Origin of the sequence: Phytopseudomonas straminea, from assembly GCF_900112645.1 — a bacterium.
Lineage (GTDB): Bacteria > Pseudomonadota > Gammaproteobacteria > Pseudomonadales > Pseudomonadaceae > Aquipseudomonas > Aquipseudomonas straminea.
On the sequence record NZ_FOMO01000003.1, the window covers coordinates 259,417 to 276,154 of the forward strand.

14 protein-coding genes are annotated in these 16,738 nt (G+C 63.4%); 7 read left to right on the forward strand and 7 right to left on the reverse strand.

All coding sequences use genetic code 11. From position 1 onward, the window contains the following. Window positions 1-88: 88 nt before the first annotated feature. Window positions 89-1,018, reverse strand: a complete 930-nt coding sequence (locus BM279_RS08945; RefSeq protein ID WP_093502951.1) for a DMT family transporter — start codon at window positions 1,016-1,018, stop codon at window positions 89-91. Window positions 1,019-1,166: 148 nt separating this feature from the next. Between BM279_RS08945 and BM279_RS08950 the strand changes: the two genes are divergently transcribed. Both BM279_RS08950 and BM279_RS08955 read left to right on the forward strand, forming a co-directional pair. Further along, window positions 1,167-1,595 carry a 3-isopropylmalate dehydratase gene (locus BM279_RS08950; protein WP_093502954.1) on the forward strand — a complete coding sequence of 143 codons (429 nt, stop codon included), beginning with the start codon at window positions 1,167-1,169 and terminating at the stop codon, window positions 1,593-1,595. A gap of 36 nt (window positions 1,596-1,631) precedes the next feature. Next, entirely contained in the window at window positions 1,632-2,933 is a 1,302-nt protein-coding gene (locus BM279_RS08955) for an FAD-dependent oxidoreductase (RefSeq protein WP_093502956.1), read from the forward strand. Here BM279_RS08955 and BM279_RS08960 read toward each other — a convergent pair. Next, on the reverse strand, window positions 2,930-4,126 hold the full coding sequence (locus BM279_RS08960) for an MFS transporter (RefSeq protein ID WP_093502958.1): 1,197 nt from the start codon (window positions 4,124-4,126) through the stop codon (window positions 2,930-2,932). The genes BM279_RS08955 and BM279_RS08960 overlap by 4 nt on opposite strands. A gap of 83 nt (window positions 4,127-4,209) precedes the next feature. Then, complete coding sequence (locus BM279_RS08965) at window positions 4,210-4,935, reverse strand: substrate-binding periplasmic protein (RefSeq protein WP_244154144.1); 726 nt, start codon at window positions 4,933-4,935, stop codon at window positions 4,210-4,212. 255 nt (window positions 4,936-5,190) lie between these two features. Between BM279_RS08965 and ahpC the strand changes: the two genes are divergently transcribed. After that, window positions 5,191-5,754: an alkyl hydroperoxide reductase subunit C gene (gene ahpC, locus BM279_RS08970; RefSeq protein ID WP_013790773.1), complete on the forward strand. Its 564-nt coding sequence runs from the start codon at window positions 5,191-5,193 to the stop codon at window positions 5,752-5,754. A gap of 128 nt (window positions 5,755-5,882) precedes the next feature. Continuing rightward, on the forward strand, window positions 5,883-7,436 hold the full coding sequence (gene ahpF, locus BM279_RS08975; protein ID WP_075935034.1) for an alkyl hydroperoxide reductase subunit F: 1,554 nt from the start codon (window positions 5,883-5,885) through the stop codon (window positions 7,434-7,436). A 64-nt stretch (window positions 7,437-7,500) separates the two neighbouring features. On the opposite strand, the gene BM279_RS08980 is transcribed toward ahpF, so the two are convergent. Continuing rightward, complete coding sequence (locus tag BM279_RS08980) at window positions 7,501-7,896, reverse strand: hypothetical protein (RefSeq protein ID WP_093502962.1); 396 nt, start codon at window positions 7,894-7,896, stop codon at window positions 7,501-7,503. Between the two features lie 137 nt (window positions 7,897-8,033). Between BM279_RS08980 and BM279_RS08985 the strand changes: the two genes are divergently transcribed. Further along, the gene (locus BM279_RS08985) at window positions 8,034-9,164 is read left to right on the forward strand and encodes a M14 family metallopeptidase (RefSeq protein ID WP_093502964.1); all 1,131 of its coding nucleotides are present in this window, start codon (window positions 8,034-8,036) and stop codon (window positions 9,162-9,164) included. Here BM279_RS08985 and BM279_RS08990 read toward each other — a convergent pair whose 3' ends face one another. The 3 genes from BM279_RS08990 to BM279_RS09000 form a co-directional block, all read right to left on the reverse strand. Then, a complete protein-coding gene (locus BM279_RS08990) occupies window positions 9,165-9,692 on the reverse strand; it encodes a hypothetical protein (protein ID WP_093502966.1) in 528 nt (175 codons plus the stop codon). It lies immediately after the preceding gene. A gap of 154 nt (window positions 9,693-9,846) precedes the next feature. Beyond that, complete coding sequence (locus tag BM279_RS08995) at window positions 9,847-12,234, reverse strand: ATP-dependent DNA helicase (protein WP_093503523.1); 2,388 nt, start codon at window positions 12,232-12,234, stop codon at window positions 9,847-9,849. Next, entirely contained in the window at window positions 12,231-13,871 is a 1,641-nt protein-coding gene (locus BM279_RS09000) for a VRR-NUC domain-containing protein (RefSeq protein WP_093502968.1), read from the reverse strand. Before BM279_RS09000 ends, BM279_RS08995 begins: the two co-directional genes overlap by 4 nt. A 150-nt stretch (window positions 13,872-14,021) precedes the next feature. Between BM279_RS09000 and BM279_RS09005 the strand changes: the two genes are divergently transcribed. Together BM279_RS09005 and BM279_RS09010 are read left to right on the forward strand one after the other, a co-directional pair. Further along, entirely contained in the window at window positions 14,022-15,182 is a 1,161-nt protein-coding gene (locus tag BM279_RS09005; RefSeq protein WP_093502970.1) for a two-component system sensor histidine kinase NtrB, read from the forward strand. Window positions 15,183-15,289: 107 nt separating this feature from the next. After that, a complete protein-coding gene (locus BM279_RS09010; protein WP_093502972.1) occupies window positions 15,290-16,732 on the forward strand; it encodes an ATPase domain-containing protein in 1,443 nt (480 codons plus the stop codon). The last annotated feature ends 6 nt before the right edge of the window (window positions 16,733-16,738 follow it).

The window sequence follows — 16,738 nt, forward strand, 5'->3', positions numbered from 1 at the left end:
AAGATGCCTATTCGCTGCAGGTTGTGTGGGAGGGCGCTATTCGCGCGAAAAATCTCCGCATTACTGAGGCGTTCCCGCCTGCTCCTCGCTATCGCACCCGCCGCTTGAGCCACTGACTCACCCATTCATAACCGCTGACCAGCACGATGCCGCACAGCACCAGCAGAGAGCCCAGGACGAAATTGGCTTCCAGCGGCTCGCCCAGTAGCACCACGCCGAACAGGATGCCGAACATCGGCGTCATGAACGACAGCACGCCCAGGCGTGACGCCAGATAGTTGCGTAGCAGCCAGAACCAGGCCAGAAAGCTGGCGAACGACACCAGCAGTGCCTGGAAGATCAGCCCGCCGACGGCGATTGGCGTCGGGTTGAAGCCCAGCTGGCCGCTTACCGTGCAGGCCAGAATCAGCAGTACGAAACCGCCCAGCAGCTGATAGAACAACGTCTGGGTGACCGGCGCGTTGGACAGCCGCGAGCTGCGTACTACCACGGTGGTCGCGCCCCAGGCCATGGCGCCGAGAATGCCGAGGATGTCGCCATACAACTGGCGGCCGGCATCCGCTGTTTCCGCGCCGCCGGAGCGCCCGGCGAACGACACCACGATGCCCATGAAGGCGATGCTAATACCCAGCCACTGCAAGGGCCGCAGGCGTTCGGCCGGCAACCGCCAATGCAGGCCCAGGGCGGCGAAGATCGGCGCCGTATAAAGAAATATCACCATGTGCGAAGCGCTGGTGTGGCGAAGCCCTTCGCCGACCAGCATGAACTCCAGGGCGAACAGCGAGCCGACCACCAGCCCTGGCCGCCAGTTGCCGGCGCGCACGCCCAGGCCATCGCGTCGCCACAGCATCAGCAGCGCCACCAGAAGAGCGGCGATGCCCGAGCGCAGGGCCAGCATGAGCATTGGCGCCACGTCTTCGGCTGCGCCCTTGAGCACTACCTGCTGCATGCCCCAGATCATGCACAGGCCAACCATCATGCCACCGGCCAGCCCGTCGATGTTCTTGCGCGTGTCCATGCCGGTCGCTCGTGAAAAGAATGGGGCGCCATTATGGTGGTGTGAACGGGGGCAGGCTAGCGCAATGGATTTATTGCACGCTTATGGCAATGTGCTTGTCTGTGAGCAGAGCCTGTCGCTCGCCAACCAGATTCTCCGGAGAGAACCCATGCGTCTGATCTACGCCGTACTGCCTCTGCTCGTCCTGGCCGGTTGCTCGTCTTACCAGGCCGATCCCGATAAGGTTACCGACATCCCGACCGAACGCCTGCGCGCCTGGCAGGAGCCGGTGCAGGGCGGTGGCGAGGTGGTGGTCACCCGTGACCTGGGACTGATGGGCGGCGGCTGCTACGTGGCCGTGCTGGTCGACCGCAAGGTGGCGGCGCGTATCGGCGTCGGCGAGCGGGGCCGCTTCCAGGTGCCGGCGGGCAATCGCATCGTCGGTATCGCTGCCGACAGTGAGGACGAAACCCTTTGCGGCAAGGGGCGCCTCAACCGTGAGGTGCTGGTGAAGGTCGAGGCCGGCGGCGTGGCCAATCTGCGCATCGTCAGCCAGAACCGTGGCGGTTTCGATATTCTTCCCGAGCAGGCGAGGTAGAATCGTCCTTCACTCGATACCGCACAGGATGTGCCCGTGAAAGATCTACCCATCGCAATCGTCGGCGCTGGTACTGCAGGGTTGGCCAGCGCCATTCTGTTGGCCCGCCAGGGCTGGCCAGTCACCCTCTATGAGCGAGTCGCCGACCTGCAGCCAGTAGGTGCCGGCATTCTGCTGCAGCCCTCGGGCTTGGCTGCGCTGCGCCATATCGGTTTGCTCGACGAATGCACCGCCCTCGGCGCTCCGGTCAGCCGTCTGTTCGGCACCTCGGCCTGCGCCCAGCGGGTGATTCTCGACACCCGCTATGCCCACTGGCAGGACGACTCCTTTGGCCTCGGCATCCACCGTGGCGTGCTGATGACCGCCTTGCTCGCTGCCGCCCGCGCAGCCGGGATAACAATCCGCACTGGCGTCTCCATCTCTCGCTTCGTGCAGTCGCCCACCCACGTGCGCCTGCTCACCGATGATGGCCAGGGTAACGAAGCTGTATTGGGCGAACACGCGGCGCTGATCCTGGCCGACGGCACCCGCTCGCAACTGCGCGCGCAGATGCAGGTTCGCCAGTCGGTCAAGGCCTATCCCTGGGGCGCATTGTGGAGCATCGTGCCGACCCCCGAAGGCGCCGACTCAACCGATCTGCGTCAGTGGTACCGTGGCTGTTCGCAGATGTTCGGCATCATGCCGACCGGCTGTACTCACACTGACCGCAACACGCGCCTTAGCAGCCTGTTCTGGAGCCTGCCGGTGGCCAGTCACGGCGCTTGGCAGCTGGCCGGGCTGGACGCCTGGAAGGACTCGGTGCGCAAGCTGGCGGGTGAGCCGGCCGACGCATTTTTAAGTGCCATCGACTCGCCCGAGCGACTGATGCTGGCCAGCTACGCCGACGTGCGCATGCACCAGTGGCATGACGGCCGCGTGCTGGCCATCGGCGACTGCGCTCATGCCATGAGCCCGCAGCTGGGGCAAGGCGCCAACATGGCGCTGGTCGATGCCGTGGCGTTGGCTGATGCTCTGGGCGCTTGCGCTATTGGCCGGGCTGTCGACCCGGCAGCTTGCTTTGTTGCCTATGGCGCGGCGCGTCGTGCCCATCTGCGCTACTACCGCCAAGCCAGCCGTCTGCTGACGCCGCTGTTCCAGTCACACAGTGCCGTACTGGCAGTGCTGCGTGACAGCGCGCTATTCGTGGCGCGGCATCTGCCCATGGGCCGCCAGCATGCGGTAACCACGCTGGTGGGGGCGCGCACCGGCTGGCTGTTATCAGGCAGGGGTGCCGCGCCGCTGCATGCCTGGCGCAAACCTTCTCCGCCCGAACCGGTGCTGGAGGCAACTTCGGCCTAGGCTCTGGCGCGGGCCTTTTGAACCTGCCAGGCCCAGAGGAACACCAAGAGGCCGGCGACCGCGGTCGCCGCGCCGATATAACCCGTCGAGGTCCAGCCGAAACCGGCGCTGATCGCCAGACCACCGAGCCATGGGCCCAGGGCGTTGGCGATATTGAAGGCGGCGTGGTTGGAGGCTGCCGCCAGGGTCTGGGCGCCGGTGGCCACGTCCATCAGGTGGGTCTGCAAGGCCGGCGACAGTGCGGCGATGGTGCCCAGAGCCAGGATCGCCGGTAGCACCGTCCAGATCGACTGGGTGGCCGCTGGCAGGAGCAGCAGCACCAGGGCGCTCCACAGCAGGATCCAGGCCACCGACTTGAAGCGCAGGCGGTCGAACAGCCAGCCGCCGGCCATGTTGCCGAGAATGCAGCCGACGCCGAACACCGCCATGGCTACCGGGATCATGCCCGGGCTGACCCGGGTGACTTCCAGCAATGTTGGCGCCATGTAGCTGAACACGCAGAACATGCCGGCGAAGCCGATCGAGCCGATACCCAGGGCCAGCCAGATCGGCGCGCGGTTGAAGGCGCGCAGCTCGCTGATCGGGCTGCTGCGTACCTCGCTGCGGTCCAGCGGTAGCAGGAGGGCGATCATCGCCACCGTGGCCAGGGCGATTACGCTGACCAGCGCGAACGCGAAGCGCCAACTGGCGCTCTGGCCCAGCCAGGTGGCCAGCGGGTTGCCGATCAGAATCGCCACGCTGAGCCCCATCAGCACGCGGCTGACGGCCTTGGCGCGCTTGTGCGGCGGCGCCATGGAGGCGGCGACCAGCATGGCCACGCCGAAGTAGGCGCCGTGGGGCAGGCCGGCGAAGAAGCGAAACACCATCAGCGTCAGGTAATCGGGCGCCAGGGCACTGGCCAGGTTGCCGACCGCGAATACGCTCATCAGCAGCAACAGCAGGTGCTTGCGCAGCAGGCGCGCGCCGAGCAGTGCGAGGATCGGCGCGCCCACCACCACGCCCAAGGCATAGGCGCTGATCACATGGCCGACCTGGGGTTCGCTGACGCCCAGATCCTGAGCCACGTTGGGCATCAGGCCCATGATGGAGAATTCGCTGGTGCCGATGGCGAAGCCGCCAAGTGCCAGGGCCAGTTCGATCAGCAGGATCGCCCCAGCGCTCAGGCGCGGTGCGGCGTGGGCAGAGCCACTCATGGTTTACCTCGGGGGCGACGAATCAGGCGGGGCATTATTCACACATTGGCAGGCCGAGAAAACCATCGCGACTTGGGCAGCTTTCAGCGATAGCGCTGCAGGATGGCGGTGAACTCGCCGTTTTCCTGCATCTGGCGCATGGCGTCGAGCAGTGCCTGGGTCGGCACGTCGGGCGCATCGCGTACCAGGCAGGCCACTTCGTCTCGGGTCAGCTCATGGACTTCATGAAGCTGCTCGGCTTCGTCGCGACCACGATTGAACCACAGCAGCGCCAGTTCGTTGCTAATCGCATAATCGTAACGTCCGGCTGCCAGCTTGCGCAGAACCAGGCCCTGGGTGCGGGCATCGTCGCGATGCAACCTGCCTCTTTCGAACAAGGCATTGAGGGTCGGGTAGTTGAAGCCTAGCACTGTGCCGATGGTTTGGCCGGGTAAACGCGTGGGGTCGACCGCCTGGTTGCTGCGGCTGACCAGCAGATCGCGCTGCGTCATGAAAGACACGCTCCAGGCATAGCCGGGATAGGTCTCGTTGAGCCAGTTCGGGTTGACGTAGCAGCGCACGTCGATCTGCTGATCCTGCAACGCGCGGTGCACGCGCAAGCGTGGCAGCACCAGCAGCTCGGCCTCGCGATTGACCTTGCTGGCGAGTTGCACGGCAAGGTCACGCAGGATGCCGTCAACGGCTTTGCCGTCGCGGATCATCACCATGGGCATCACGCCGCTTTCGATGATCGAGAAGCGCAGCGGCGCATCAGTGGCCAGGCAGTAGCCGCTCGTCAGACCAAGTGCAAGGGCGGCTAGATAGCGCAATGCTGGGCGAACCGCGAGCGAGCAAACGGTGTCGCAAACAGGGATAGTCTGGAAATGGTTCATCGGTCACCCGCGCATTGCTCAAGCGTCGCCCGTTGCAGAGCATGAAATTTTCAGATTACTGTTTTAACAGGCTTTTTATGTGGTTCGATTGACTCAGCTTATTGGTTTGATGCTTTCAATCAATGGGCTCTTTGGTCCACATGGGGCTACTATCCCTCCTGTAAATTTTCTAACCCTCGAAGGAGTTCACAGATGTCTTTGATTAACACTCAAGTCCAGCCGTTCAAGGTCAATGCCTTTCACAATGGCAAATTCATCGAAGTCACCGAGGAAAGCCTGAAAGGCAAGTGGTCCGTCCTGATCTTCATGCCGGCCGCCTTCACCTTCAACTGCCCGACCGAGATCGAAGACGCCGCCAACAACTACGAAGCCTTCCAGAAGGCTGGTGCCGAGGTCTACATCGTGACCACCGACACCCACTTCTCCCACAAGGTATGGCACGAAACCTCGCCGGCCGTTGGCAAAGCCAAGTTCCCGCTGATCGGCGACCCGACTCACCAGCTGACCAACGCTTTCGGCGTGCACATCGCTGAAGAAGGCCTGGCACTGCGCGGCACCTTCGTGATCAATCCGGAAGGCCAGATCAAGACCGTCGAAATCCACTCCAACGAGATCGCTCGTGACGTGGCCGAGACCCTGCGCAAACTGCAAGCCGCTCAGTACACCGCTGCCCACCCGGGCGAAGTGTGCCCAGCCAAGTGGAAAGAAGGCGCTCAGACTCTGGCTCCTTCCCTGGACCTGGTCGGCAAGATCTAAAAACGACCCGGAAGCCTCGCTTCCTGATGGTCAGCCCCGGGGATGCACTCATCTCCGGTGGCCCGAACGCCCGGGCGTAACCCGCCCGGGCGTTTTATTGCCCGAATTTCGTCATTGAGGACTCGTATATGTTGGACGCAACCCTTAAAACCCAGTTGAAGGCGTACCTGGAAAAGGTCAGCCAGCCGTTCGAGATCGTCGCGTCCCTCGATGACAGCGACAAGTCCCAGGAGCTCAAAGGCCTCTTGGACGATATCGTCAGCCTGACCGACAAGATCACCCTGAAAACCGATGGCAACGATGCCCGCAAGCCATCGTTCGCGCTGAATCGCCCGAATGGCAACATTAGCCTGCGTTTCGCCGGTTTGCCGATGGGCCACGAGTTCACCTCGCTGGTGCTGGCCCTGCTGCAAGTCGGTGGCCACCCGTCGAAGCTGGCGGCCGAGGTGATCGAGCAGATCCAGAATCTGGAAGGCGAATTCAACTTCGAGACCTACTTCTCGCTGTCCTGCCAGAACTGCCCGGATGTGGTCCAGGCGCTGAACCTGATGGCCGTGCTCAACCCGAACATCCGCCACGTCGCCATCGACGGCGCGCTGTTCCAGGATGAAGTCGAGTCCCGGCAGATCATGTCGGTGCCGAGCATCTACCTCAACGGCGAACTGTTCGGCCAGGGCCGTATGGACGCCGAGCAGATTCTCGCCAAGATCGACACCGGCGCCTCGGCCCGTGATGCCGAGAAGCTGAACGCCAAGGAAGCCTTCGACGTGCTGGTCATTGGCGGCGGCCCGGCTGGCGCTGCAGCTGCCATTTACGCCGCCCGTAAGGGCATCCGTACCGGCGTCGCCGCCGAGCGTTTCGGCGGCCAGGTGCTCGACACCATGGCCATCGAGAACTTCATCTCGGTCCAGGAAACCGAAGGCCCGAAACTGGCCCGCGCCCTGGAAGAGCACGTCAAGCAGTACGAAGTGGACATCATGAACCTGCAGCGTGCCAGCGCGCTGATCCCGGCTTCCAGCGAAGGTGGCCTGCATGAAGTGAAGTTCGAGAGCGGTGCGAGCCTGAAAGCCAAGACCGTGATTCTCTCCACCGGCGCTCGCTGGAGAGAGATGAACGTGCCGGGCGAGAAGGAGTACCGCAACAAGGGTGTGGCCTACTGCCCGCACTGCGACGGCCCGCTGTTCAAAGGCAAGCGCGTGGCGGTGGTCGGCGGTGGCAACTCCGGCGTGGAAGCGGCCATCGACCTGGCCGGTATCGTCGCCGAGGTAACCCTGCTCGAGTACGACAGCAAGCTGCGCGCCGATGCCGTGCTGCAGAAGAAGCTCTACAGCCTGCCCAACGTCAAGGTGATCACCAGCGCCCTGACCAGTGAAGTGAAAGGCGACGGCCAGAAGGTCACCGGCCTGGTCTACAAGGATCGCAACTCCGATGCGTTCATCCCGGTAGAGCTGGAAGGCATCTTCGTGCAGATCGGCCTGCTGCCCAACTCCGAGTGGCTCAAGGGCTCGGTCGAGCTGTCGGACCGTGGCGAGATCATCGTCGACGCCCGTGGCGAAACCTCGCTGCCCGGCATCTTCGCTGCTGGCGACGTGACCACCGTGCCGTATAAGCAGATCGTCATCGCGGTGGGCGAGGGCGCCAAGGCTTCGCTCAGTGCGTTCGATCATCTGATTCGTAGCTGATCAACTGCTGTGTATGAAAAACGGGCCCAGTGGGCCCGTTTTTTATACCTGTAGCAAACGCAGCTTAATCGGTCTCATCGTCACGGATCAGCACGTAACTGCTGCCGTTCTCATCGTCGAGGCGCTCGCAAACGAAGTACATCTCGACCTTTCCCGCGTTCATGGCGGCCAGCAGGTCACCGGCCTGGGGCGTGAAAAAGGCCTTGGAGCCCGGCTTGGCTTCGCAGGCGATCAGCGCGGTGACGAACAGTGCCGGATCGGTGCCGTCGAAGTAATCCTCGCGCTCGGCGGCGTCCCATTCCTGGGGCGGCTCGAAGGGGCCGGTGAACAGCACCTTGGCATCGCCCAGATCCTCTTCCTCGGCGTCCAGGTCGTCCTCGTCCGGGCGATAGACCGTGCAATCCAGGGCGTCGGCGGCGTCCAGCACGTGCTGGCGGGTTTGGTCATCGGCTAGGGACACGGTAGCTCCGGCGGTCAATAAAGAGAGGCGCCAGTGTGCGACGCAGCGCCGCCTGCTGCAATCGTCGTCTGTGCATTTCCTCGGCGCCGCGAACCTGCGATGCTGCCGCCACCGTGAACACAGCAACGAGCAAAGCGATGAAGATCAGTTCGGATTTCGACAGCGGCAATATCCTCGTGCAGGACGCCAGCGACCCGCACAAGGTGCTGCTGGCCATGCGCAAGGACCTCAACAGCGACCATTTCCAGTGGTTTCATTTCCACGTCGAGGGCCTGACTCCCGGCGCGCGTCACGACTTCAGCATCACCAATGCCGGGCAGTCGGCCTACAGTCATGCCTGGGCGGGCTACAACGCCGCTGCCTCCTACGATCAGCAGACCTGGTTCCGTGTACCGAGCCGCTTCGAGAAGGGCGCGCTGAGCTTCGGTCTGGAGCCCGAGCAGGCGCAGATCTGGTTCGCCTATTTCGAGCCCTACAGCCGCACACGACATGCCGCGCTGATCGAGCAGGCGCTGGCCCTGCCAGGTGTCGAACTTCAATCCAGCGGGCGCAGCATCGAGGGCCGCGATATCGAATTGCTGCGCGTGCACCGCCACGCGAGCGCGACTCGCAAGGTATGGATCATCGCCCAACAGCATCCGGGCGAGCACATGTCGGAATGGTTCATGGAGGGCGTCGTCAGGCGCCTTAGCGATTCCGGCGATGGTGAGCTGGACGCCTTGCTGCAGCAGGCCGATCTGTACTTGGTGCCGAACATGAATCCGGACGGCGCCTTCCGCGGCCATCTGCGCACCAATGCGGCGGGGCAGGACCTGAACCGCGCGTGGCAGTCGGCAAATGTGGAGCGCAGCCCGGAAGTGTTTTTCGTCCAGCAGGCGATGCGTGAGATCGGCGTGGACCTGTTTCTGGATATCCACGGCGACGAGGAAATTCCCCACGTGTTCACCGCCGGTTGCGAAGGCAACCCGGGCTTCACGCCGCGACTGGAAGCGCTGGAAAACGAGTTTCGCCAGCGCCTGGTGGATAGTGGCGCCGAGTTCCAGACCCGCTTCGGCTACCCGCGCAGCGCACCGGGCCAGGCCAATCTGAACCTGGCCTGCAATGCAGTCGGACAGGAATTCGATTGCCTGTCGTTCACCCTGGAGATGCCCTTCAAGGACCATGACGATACGCCGAACCCAGCGACCGGTTGGAACGGCGAACGCTCGATGAAGCTGGCGGCCGACATGTTCGGCGTGATCGGCCAGATGGTCGACCGCCTGCGCTGATCAGGCATGCTCGTGCAGGCTGCCGGGTTCATCCCGCGTGGCCTGCAACTCCTGAAGCATCTTCATCTTCTCGGCAATTTCGCGCTCTGCGGCGGCACGCTGCTCAGGCTGCATGTTCTCCAGGTCTTCCTCGGTGATGCCGACTTCCTTGAGGATTTTGTCGCGCATCTTCTCCGCCGGGGTCATGGCCATATAGGCCATGAACTCATCCCGGGCGCTCGGTTTGGGCGGGGCCTTTTGCTCATCGCTGGCCGCCAGGGCACCGGTTTCCTGCAGGTCGTCGCTCGCGTTATGCGCTGAGCTGTTGAGGGTCACGAGCATCCGCGCGAATGCTTCGTCGTACGCCTGCTGGTGGGCGTTTGACTCATCGCTCTTGAATGCTGGCGCGACTCGTTCGTTTTCCCGCGGTTTACCGGGCTCGACGAGCAGTGCCGCATCGCTGCTTTTCTTGAAATCCAGTTCGTCGGCACGGGTGCGCTGCAGCGCTGTGCTCATGCCGTAGTGGTTGAGCGAACCAATGATGCTCATGACAAGGCCTCCCTGATCTGAGCGTCTAACTTAGCAAGGCCTGTGCCAGGCCGTTTTATAGCGATAACGGACTGATATTCCTGCGTATTTTTTGTGAAGTGGCTGACCGGTCGGCAGGTTTTTGCCACTGTTGGCAAGGAGCTGCCGGCTTCTTTCAGGTGGGCGGATCGAACAGTCCGCGCTGGGTGAGGGCCGGCACGCGCGGCGCTGGCGTCGGTTGCGGTCGAGATGATTGACGAGCCAGAGGCGGCACCGGCATTGGCGTCTGCGGCACCCGGCTGCGTTGCACCTGCCACCAGCCCGGCAGCAGGGCACGCACCTCAGGCTGGGTGAAGCGGTCGTCCATCAGGTGCACCACGCCGCTGTCCTGGGGCGTGCGGATTACCCGCCCAGCGGCCTGCACGACCTTTTGCAGGCCGGGATACAGGTAGGTGTAGTCATAGCCGCTGCCGAACATCTCGGCCATACGCGCCTTGATCTGCTCGTTGATCGGGTTGATCTGCGGCAGCCCCAGGGTGGCGATGAAGGCGCCGATCAGCCGGTCTCCCGGCAGGTCGATGCCTTCACCGAATACGCCGCCAAGCACCGCGAAGCCGATCCCCTGGCCGCCGGGCTCGAAGCGCTGGAGAAACTGCTGGCGTTCGCCTTCATCCATCTGCCGCGCCTGCACCCAGCGGGTGAGCTGCGGATGCTCACGGTCGAACAGCTCCAGTACCTGCTGTAAATAGGCGTAGCTGCTGAAGAACGCCAGGTAGTTACCCGGGCGCTCGGCGAACTGCCGCGCCATCAGCGCCACGATGGGCGCCAGGGAGCGCTCGCGGTGCTGGTAGCGGGTCGACAGGTTGCTCACCGCCTGTACCTCGAGTTGCGCGGCCTGGAACGGTGATTCGACATTCACCCACGGCGTCGCCTCGGGCAGGCCGAGCAGGTCGGCGTAGTAGCGGGCCGGGCTCAGGGTGGCGGAAAACAATGTAGTGCTGTGGCTGTCCTCGAAGCGCGGCGCCAGGAAGGGCGCCGGCACCACGTTGCGCAGACACAGCAGCGAATGGCTGCGGCCACGCAGATCCGACTGGCGGCTGATATCGAACAGCGAATGGGGGCCGAAGGCTTCGGCCAGCCGGCAGAAGGCCATGGCATCGAGATAGAACTGCAGCAACTCGCCGTCGTTGCCGGTGGGCTGGTCGGTCAGGTGGTCGGTGAGCGCGCTGACCGCTTTCTGCAGGGATAGGAGCAGCAGGTCCGGTGGCTGCGGATAGGTCTGGTAATCAGCTTGCTGCTCCTTGTGCAGCTGCTTCCAGTGCCGGCTGATGCGCGTCAGTACCGCGCTCAGGCCCTTGGGTGCGTTGCTGCGCATGGCCTCGAAGCGTGCTTGGTCGAGTTCGGCGCTGTACATGCGCCGGGCGCGTTCGATCAGGTTGTGGGCTTCGTCGACCAGTAGCGTCACCCGCCATTCGTTGATCAGCGTGAGGCTGTAGAGCAGGGCGCTGAGGTCGAAGTAGTAGTTGTAGTCGCACACCACAACGTCGGCCCAGCGTGTCAGCTCCTGGCTCAGATAGTAGGGGCAGACGTCATGCTGAAGGGCGATCTCGCGCACCGCGGCCTGGTCCAGCCAGACGCGCTCCACTGCCATCTGGCGAGCTGCCGGCAAGCGGTCGTAGAAACCGCGGGCCAGCGGGCAGGACTCACCGTGACAGGCCTTGTCCGGGTGTTCGCAGGCCTTGTCCCGCGCCACGTGCTCCAGCACCCGCAGCGGCAATGATAGCGGCAATGATTCGCCGCGCAGAATATCCAGGGCATGCAGCGCCAGTTGCCGGCCCGGCGTCTTGGCGGTCAGGAAAAACAAACGGTCGAGCTGCTTTTCCGGGAACGCCTTGAGCTGGGGGAACAGCGTGCCCAGGGTTTTGCCGATACCGGTAGTGGCCTGGGCCATCAGGCAGTGGCCGTCGCGCGCGGCGCGGTAAACAGATTCGGCCAGTTGCCGCTGGCCGAGACGAAATTCGGCGTGGGGAAAGCGCAGCTTGCTCAGCGCGGCGTCACGGCTCAGGCGGTGTGCCTGCTCCTGCTCGGCCCAGGTGATGAAGCGCTGGCACAGCGTCTCGAAGAACGCCTGCAACTCCGCTGCCGTGCGGGTTTCGCGGAACACGCTCTCCTTCTGGGTCAGCACGTTGAAGTACACCACGGCGAGGTCGATCTGCTCGAGGTCGCGGCTCTGGCAGAGTAGCCAGCCGTACACCCGTGCCTGGGCCCAGTGCAGTTGCCGGTGGTTGTCGGGAATGCGGCTGATGTCGCCTCGGTGGGTTTTTATTTCCTCGAGCAGGTTGCTCAGCGGATCGAAGCCGTCGGCCCGGCCGCGCACCTGCAGCGAAGCGAACTCGCCGGCCAATGGCACTTCGGACTCGTAGTGCTCGCTGCGCCGAGCGACCACCGTGGCGTGGCCAGCCATTCCTTCCTGTGCAGTAGGCGAGGGTGTGAAGCGCAGGTCGAGGTCGCCGCATTTGGCGGTGAACTCACACAGGGCGCGCACTGCCACGCGGTAACTCACGCGTCGGCCCACTGCACGTAGCAGACGTCCACCGGCATGTCATGCTCGGCACAGAACGCCAGCCAGCGACGCTGATTGTCCTGCAGGCGATCACCCGGGCCTTTCACCTCGATCATCCGGTAGCGCTTCTCTTCGGGCCAGAACTGGATCAGATCCGGCATGCCCGAGCGGTTGGCCTGGATATCGCCGAGCAGGCGGCGAAACCACGCCTGCAGATGCGCCGCCGGTAGGCAGTCCAGTGCCTGTTCGAGCAACGTTTCGTTGAGCACGCCCCAGTGCACGAAGGGCGACTGGATGCCGAACTTGTCGCGGTAGGTTTGGCGAATGCTGTCGCGGTAGCGCTCGTCCTCGAGCTGGGCGAGGCATTCGGCGAACAGCATGCGGCGCCGCGCATAGAACTCGGCGGTGAGCAGATCCGCCGGGCCGTGCTGAAACGGATGAAAGAACGCACCGGGAATCGCAGCGAAGATCGCCGGCCAGCAGAGCAGGCCGAACAGGCTGCAGATCAGCGTGTTCTCGACGTAGTGCACCGGCGCCTCGTTACGTTGCAGGTGCAACTGCACCATCTGCTCGACCGCCAGCAGCGGCGCACGCGGCAGTTGCAGATCCAGGCGTGCCGGCGCCTGCGCCTTGCTGCGCTTCTGTGTCGGTAGGCCAAGGTGGCGGCTCAGGCGCACCAGTGCCCGTTCGGCCAGTTGCAGCTCGCCGTCGCTGAGCGGCTCGGCCACCGCCTGGCTGGCCAGCTCGAAGGCCTCGCGGTGCTGCAGGGTGCGCTCCAGCACGCGGATACGCCTTTGCCGCGCCGCGCCATAACCGCTGCTGGCGTAAACCTGCAGGGCCAGATCGAATTCTGCGCAGCGTTCCAGATGCTGGCCGATGCGAAACAGCAGCTTGGCGCGGCGCTCGGCGATGTAGGGGTTGTCGTAGCGACGCGCATCGATGCAGGCAAGCAGTTCATCGCTGACTTCACCGGCTTCGAAAACTTCGCGGCAGCGCTGCAGGTGCAGGTAGTCATCGACGTCCTCGCGGCAGCGTAGGGCCCGCGAGTCAGCCGGGAAGTCGACCCGCTCGTAACGGAAGATGCCCAGGTCGGCGAGCACGAATTCCGACCACTCCTGGCGCAGGTTGCCAAAGAACATCAGCCGCAGGCGCTCGCTCAAATCGTCGATGGTCAGGCTGTAGAGCATGTCATCGAGTGCCGGGCACCAGGCGGCGAATGCCTGGCTGGTCTCGAAGTGCTCGGCGAGCTGCAGAGCCAGATCGTCCTTACGGGCGCGCCGGTCGCTGAGCTGGGCGGCGAAGCTGGCGACGATCTCGTCCTTGCGCAGCAGGGCCAGCAGTTCATCGAGGCTCAGCGCGGCATCATCGACTACCCAGCCAGTGGCGATCAGCGCCGCAGCAGCCTGACGGCAGCAACCGATCTCCTCGTAATTGAGCTTGCTGGCGCGAAAGTGCACACCCTTGCGCATGATCATGCGTACCAGCAGGGCCTGTGCCGACCAGTCGAGGGCATCGAAGACCTGTAGAAAAGCCTGTTCGCGGGTGTCGAGCAGGTCGGCATGGCGATCGCCGATCCAGGCCAGGGCCTTGCGAAAGTTGTGCAGGTAATAAAAACGAGGATCAAGGGTTGAAGACATGGGGGCGGCGGGGGTACTGTTTTTTTATACAGATATCAGGCCGCCCGTCATCTGGCAATCGCTACGGGATGGGCGGGTGGTACAACGCATTGTCATTCGGTAGCGGTCGCGGACTACACTGCACCTCCATCGCCGTCTGGAACGGGCCCCATGAATAGCCAGTTTGCGCCTTTTTCACCGGGTACCCTGACCGAGCGCCATTACGAGATGCTCGTGCAGGCGGTCGTCGACTACGCCATCTTCATGCTCGACCCGGCAGGTGTCGTGGTGTCATGGAACGCTGGCGCGGCTCGCATCAAGGGCTATGACGCCAACGAGGCCATCGGTCAGCACCTGTCATTGTTCTACACCGATGAAGACCGCCAGGCAGGCAAGCCCGATTACTTGCTCGAACTGGCGCGCTGCGAAGGCCGCGCCCAAGACGAGGGCTGGCGAGTGCGCAAGGACGGCACGCGTTTCTGGGCGCTGGTGGTCATCGATGCGATCCGCAACGAGCTGGGCGAGGTCATCGGCCTGGCCAAGATCACCCGCAACATCACCGACCGCCGCGAAGCCGAAGGCCGTTACGAAGCGCTGCGCGCCCAGCTGTTCCAGGCTCAGAAGCTCGAAGCCCTCGGACAGCTGAGCGGCGGCATGGCCCACGACTTCAATAACCTGCTGACCATCATCCTCAGCGCCGCCAAGCTGGCCAGCCGTACCGACGATCCCGAACGCCTGGCCAGTCTGCTGGACAGCATACAGACGGCGGGTCAGCGGGGGGCGCAGATGACCCGCAATCTGCTGACCTTCGCTCGCTGCGAGCCCAAGGCCACTCGGCAGGTCGATCTCGACGAGTTACTGGATGCTGCGGCCACCTTCATCGACCAGGCACTGCCCCGAACCATGACGTTGCGCATGCAGGTCGATGAGGGACTGCATCCCGTACAGCTCGACCCCAGCGAGCTGGAAATGGCCCTGCTCAATCTGGTGCTCAATGCACGCGATGCCATGGGTGTAGTGGGCGAAGTGCAGGTTCAGGCTTGCAACCGGCAGTTGGCCGGCGAGGCGGGCGGGCTGCATGGTGAATTCGTGGAAATCATCGTGGCTGATCAAGGCTGCGGGATCGATCCGTCGATTCGTTCGCGTTTGTTCGAGCCATTTTTCACCACCAAGGATGTCGGCAAGGGAACCGGATTAGGCCTGAGTCAGGTCTATGGTTTTGCCCGTCAGGCAAAAGGCGGGGTGCAGATCGACAGCGCCGCTGGCTGGGGAACTCTGATCAGGCTTTACCTGCCGGCGATCGTCGGCGGTCTGGCAGATGAACCGTTATGACATGTTAGTATCGCCAATCATTTTTTCAGCTAGCCCTGCGGCGCTTGGGACACGTACTTGAGTACCCAGGCCAGACAGGCGCACATTCGACTGAGGCTCGCCAGATCTTGGAACAGCTACAACGCCTGCAAAGTGGGATCGAGGGTCTTGACGCTCTATTGAAGGGCGGTCTGGTGGCCGGTGCATCCTATATCGTTCAGGGGCGCCCCGGCTCTGGCAAGACGATTCTCGCCAACCAGGTCGCGTTCAACCACGTACGCGACGGGGGCCGGGTTCTGGTCGCCACCCTGCTGGCCGAGTCCCATGAAAGGCTCTTTCAGTTCCTTTCCACGATGAGCTTTTTCGACCCCAGCAAGGTTGGCGCCGAGATTCAGTTTGTCAGCGCGTTCGACACCCTGGAAAACGAAGGGCTCGATGAAGTCGTCAAGCTGCTGCGCCGCGAGATCAGTCGCCAGAAGGCCACCTTGTTGATCGTCGACGGCCTGCTCAACGCCCGTTCCAAGGCCGAGAACCAGATCGACACCAAGAAATTCATCTCCGAGCTGCAGGGCCATGCGGCCTTCGCCGGCTGCACGGTGCTGTTCCTGACCAGCTCGCGGCTGGACGATGGCAGCCCTGAACACACCATGGTCGATGGCGTGATCGAGATGGGGGAGGAGCTGTTCGGTGCTCGCTCGGTGCGGCGCATCCACCTGCGCAAGACCCGTGGCAGCGGCGCCTTGTCCGGCCTGCACGAGTGCGAGATCACCGACGACGGGTTGGTGATCCACCCGCGCCTGGAGAGTCTGTACAGCCACCCGAGTCAGCCGGACAGCGAAACCCTGGGGCTGGTATCCAGTGGCATCCCGAGCCTGGACGGGCTGATCGGCGGCGGACTGTCGGCTTCGTCGGTAACCCTGATCATGGGGCCTGCGGGCGTCGGAAAGACCACCCTGGGGCTCAACTTCCTGGCGCAATCCACCGTCGAGGAGCCAGGTCTGCATTTTGGTTTCTATGAAACCCCGCAACGCCTGCGCCTCAAGTCCAAGGCCCTTGGTATCGACCTGGAGGCGTTGGAAGCACAAGGCGCGCTGCACATCATGTGGCAGCCGACCACCGAAGGGTTGCTCGACGGTCTAGGCGCGCGAGTCATCAAGGCGGTCCGCGAGAAGGGCATCAAGCGCCTGCATATCGACAGCCTCGGCGGCATGGCCCGCGTCGCCACTGGCAGCACTCGGCTGATCGAGTTCTTCAGCGCGCTGATGAGCCAGCTGCGTGCCATGGGTGTGACGGTGTTCGCCACCTGGGAAATGCGCGACCTGTTCGCGGCCGAGATCAACGCCCCGGCGCCGGAGCTGTCGAGCATCGTCGACAATCTGATTCTCATGCGTTTCGTGGAAAAAGACGCTGAACTAAAGCGCCTTCTTTCCATACTTAAGATGAGGGACAGCCGTTACGATCCCTCGCTCCTGGAAGTGGTCATCAGTGATCATGGTATTGAACTCAGCAAGGCCTTCAGACATGCGGCTGGTGCGCTGTCAGGCAATGCCGTCCCTGCGCAGGACGCCTGAGCCATG